A 3,989-nucleotide genomic window follows, 5' to 3' on the forward strand; every position below is an offset into this window, starting at 1 on the left:
ATGTGGGGAGGGTGCGGTGTGTTCGTGGGGCGGCTGCTGATGGGCGTTGCGTGGGACGCGGCGCGGGCGCGGGGTTCCTGCGGGGGCGTCGGGACGGCGCTGCCGCTGGGGGTGGGGGCTCTCATCGCGGAGGGGACCCGGTGCGGCGGCCGGGCGGGGCGGGCGGTCCGGGGGCTGGCCCGGCGCCGGGGGGGGGCGCGCCCGGCGCGTGGCCGGGTGCCGTCCAGCGGGGCGAGAGGCGGCCGGCGGAGCCGCCGCCGCGCGGCGGCTGCGCCGGGCGGATCTCGCTCAGCTGGACGGCACCCGGGCAGGGGCCGGGCGGGCCCGCTCCCGGCGCCGGGTCAGCCGCTGGACCGGCCGCTCCACCAGGTAGTAGCTCAGGGTCCCCGCTGCAATGGACGCCGCCGCCAGCAGCGGCAGATCCGTCGCGACGTTCCCGCGGAAACCCCGGTCCGTCGCCGCGTACCAGGAAACGATGATCAGCAGCTGCCACAGGAACACGCCGTAGGAGATCCGGCCGAGGAACCGCATCACCCGGTTGCCGAGGATCGCGCCGAGCGCGGGCTGCCCCGCCGGCGCCAGCGCGACCGGCGCCACCAGCGCCGCCGCGCACAGCCCGAACACGACGAGGTGCAGCGTGGACGTCCAGAACGCGTCCGGCGTCTGCAGGCTGAGCGGCCCCGCCGCGGGCGTCGCCGCGACCACGTACAGCATCGCCGCCGCGACCCAGCACGCCGCCCACGAGTCCGACACGGCCCGGCACAGCGCCGCGACCGGGCGCCGCTCGTCCAGCCGCGCCCACACCGTCACCACCGCGAGCGCCATCCCGATCGCGAACCAGACGAAGTACCGCGGCAGCCACAGCCCGGCCAGCGAGTGCCGTTCCGGGACGAACATGCCGACCGTCCAGGGGAACGACAGCGCCGCGTACACGCCGATGCCGATCAGCAGCCGCCGGGCCCGGACGCCGACATCGTGGGTCCGCACCCGCCGCGCGTACCAGGCGAGGATCGCCGCGGTGAACGGCAGCGTGACGTACCAGGCGACCTCGACGACGAGGCTCCAGGCTTGCCCGAGTTCCGCCGGGCCGAGCGGGCCGTTCCACCACGGGTCGGGCAGATAGGTCTGCGTGAGCGTGAGCAGCGACGCCCACGTGACCCAGTCGCCGATGTGGTCGCGTCCCGCCGTGACCATGAAGACCACGATCAGGGCCCAGTAGGCGGGCATGATGCGGAACACCCGCTTGCGCAGGTACTCCAGCGTGCGCGGGGCGGCACGTCCGTCCAGCGCGGCCGCCGCCCACGGGCGGTAGAGCAACAGTCCCGACAGCGCGAAGAAGATGGGCACGCCGATCTGGCCGCCGTTGAACAGCCACCGCGGCCCGTTCGGGTTGGTGATCGACCCGGCCGCACTCGCGACGTGAAAAACGAGCACGGCGAGCGCGGCCACAGCCCGCAGCCCGTCGATCGTGTCCTGATGCCCGGAGATCGGCGGCGGCGCCGGCCGCGCCACGGTTCTCACCGGTCCTTCTTCCGTAGGACGAGCACGAGGTTCCAGGTCGCGATCTCCCGCAGGCCCGGCACCCGCACGATGCCCTCCGCCCAGCGCGGGTGGTATCGGGGCAGAGCGTCCAGAACCCGCACGTCCTCCCGCCGCCTGGCCCAGGCCAGCGCCGCCGACACCGACACCGGATGCAGGCTGCGGCCGTACCGATTCTTCGGCGGCCGCCCGGTCCGGCGCTCGTACCAGCGCGCGGCCCGGTCGCCGCCCAGGTAGTGCCAGGGCGAAGTCTCGTGCCCGCCCCACGGGGACAGCCAATTCGTGAACGACAGGAAGACCGTCCCACCCGGCCGTGTCACCCGCACCATCTCGTCGCCCATCCGCCACGGGTCGGGAACATGCTCAAGCACATTGGACGAGAAGCACACATCGGCGGCGCCCGTCCGGAACGGCAGCGCCAGCGCACTCGCGACGAGCCGGTTCTCCCCACGACCGCCGTGCGCGGTCAACTCCCCGAGATCATGGTCGATCCCGGTACACCGCGCCCCGGCCGCGGCCAGCGCCCGCGCGAAGAACCCGAACCCCGTCCCCACGTCGATGACGGTCGCCCCCCGCAGATCGGCGTACGCCCCAAGCTGCGCAACGGTGTCCCGCGCCATCAGGTCATAGAAGTACTCCGGCTCACTCCGCTCCCGCCGAAACGCACTCAAAAGCCGCACCGACCGAGCCAACGAAGCACAATGCCGCGGCACGGGCAGCCACCCACCCCACCCATCCCCGACCGGCCCCTGCCCCGCCACATCGCCGTGCCCGACCAACTCGCCCTGCCCGACCAACTCGCCCTGCCCGGCCACCTCGCCGTGCCCGGCTGGCTCACGCTGTTCGGCGGGCTCACCATGCGTGGGTTGATCACCCACCGGCTGTTCGCTTACCGGCTGTCCGCACATCCGGTGTCCGTGGGCTGGCTGGCTATGTGCAAGTTGGCCGTTCGTGGGCTGGACACCCGTCGGCTGGTTGTGCGCGGGTTGGCGGTGGGCGGGGTGTCCGTGCGCAACTTGACCGTGCGTCACCGGCTCACCGTGTGTGAGCTGGCCGCCCGCAGGCTGTTTGGGGGTGGGGTGGCCCGGCGGTGTCGGACGGTGGTGGGTTGTGGGCTGGTCGTGTAGTGGCTTGGTGGGCGTGGGGTGTCCGCCCGCTGGCCGTTCGTGTGTGGGGTGGCCGTGGGGGGTTGAGTGGTGGTGTGCCGGCGAGGTCAATTACCACCTCACTCTGATGGGGCGTGTGGGTAACGCGGAGCTTACCGGCCAGTACGGGCGCGTGGCAGTCACTCCGCCGGACAGTGGGACGGGGGGTGGTGTCCTATTGGACGGGGGGTTTGAGAGGTCCTGTAGGGTGACTCCGACATGCCGGACCCGGCCTTCTGGCCGTTGACGATGACGACGGCAGCCCCCGGAGGTGTTCATGCGGCGACCGGTCGGCCTGGTCCTGATCGGCCTGGGTGCCTTCTTCCTGGCGCTTGCGCCGCTGGTCCGCTTCTACGTCGCCGACCAGGTGGTCGTCGCGCCGCTGAACCGCTATCAGGTGACGCTGCTGGAGTCGAAGGACGCGACGTACTTCGACCAGGCGGACCTGAAGACGAAGACCGGCGTCACGCTGCTGGCCAAGAACACCGTCCGCGGTGACGTCCGCGCCAACGAGGGCAACGACGACATCGCGGTCTGGGACTCCACGACCAACATCTACGACCAGGCCAAGCCGGACAAGCCCGTCCAGATCCAGGGCTTCCGCATCGCCTTCGACCGCCGGACGGCACGGCTGGTCAACTGCTGCGGCGTCCATGTCGACGGTGACAACACCGTCCGGATGTCCGGTTACGGGCTGCTGTTCCCGATCGCGAACGTCCAGAAGCGCGACTACCCGTTCTTCGACATGACGACCAAGCAGGCGGCGCCGATGCAGTTCGGCGCCGTCGAGAAGGTCCACGGGCTCACGACCTACCGGTTCACCCAGACGATCCCGCTGACGAAGACGGCCGCGCTCGACACCAAGCTGCCCGCCAAGATGCTCGGCCTGCCCGATGACGCCGGCGACCAGAAGGTGGACCGCTACACCGAGGCGTACAACACCGTCTGGGTCGATCCGCGCACCGGCATCCCGGTGAAGCACCGCAAGAACATCCGCAGCACCGTCCAGACACCGGACGGCAAGGGCAAGATGATCGTCGCCCAGGCCGACCTCATCAGCGTCGACAAGGACCAGAAGGCCATGGTCGACCTGGCGAACGAGACCGCGCTGCAGATCGACATGGTACGCAGTTACGTCCCGGCCGGCGCGGTCCTGCTCGGCCTCATCCTGCTCTTCGTCGGCGGCTTCCTCGGTCTGGCCCGGCGCGAGCCGCCGCCGATCGAGGCCCCGCGCCGCGCGGACGGCAAGTTCGGCGACATGACGCCGGCCGGCCCGCCGAAGCCCCCGGCCTCGCAGGCCCGCCC

4 protein-coding genes are annotated in these 3,989 nt (G+C 71.6%); 2 read left to right on the forward strand and 2 right to left on the reverse strand.

The window, feature by feature from the left end; translation table 11 throughout:
* Positions 1-288 precede the first annotated feature (288 nt).
* Both HUX53_RS03660 and HUX53_RS03665 read right to left on the reverse strand, forming a co-directional pair.
* Positions 289-1,521 (reverse strand): acyltransferase, encoded by a 1,233-nt coding sequence (locus HUX53_RS03660; protein WP_176401753.1) that lies wholly within the window; start codon positions 1,519-1,521, stop codon positions 289-291.
* Positions 1,518-2,210 (reverse strand): class I SAM-dependent methyltransferase, encoded by a 693-nt coding sequence (locus HUX53_RS03665; RefSeq protein ID WP_255204883.1) that lies wholly within the window; start codon positions 2,208-2,210, stop codon positions 1,518-1,520. The genes HUX53_RS03660 and HUX53_RS03665 overlap by 4 nt, the downstream gene beginning before the upstream one ends.
* Positions 2,211-2,306: 96 nt before the next feature.
* Here HUX53_RS03665 and HUX53_RS40670 point away from each other — a divergent pair, with 96 nt between their 5' ends.
* The gene (locus HUX53_RS40670; protein ID WP_176401754.1) at positions 2,307-2,666 is read left to right on the forward strand and encodes a hypothetical protein; all 360 of its coding nucleotides are present in this window, start codon (positions 2,307-2,309) and stop codon (positions 2,664-2,666) included.
* Between the two features lie 295 nt (positions 2,667-2,961).
* The coding region (locus HUX53_RS03675; protein WP_176401755.1) for a DUF3068 domain-containing protein at positions 2,962-3,989 on the forward strand (1,028 nt) is incomplete at its 3' end.

The sequence above is a fragment of the Actinomadura sp. BRA 177 genome (assembly GCF_013372625.1).
In the GTDB taxonomy this organism is placed as follows: domain Bacteria; phylum Actinomycetota; class Actinomycetes; order Streptosporangiales; family Streptosporangiaceae; genus Spirillospora.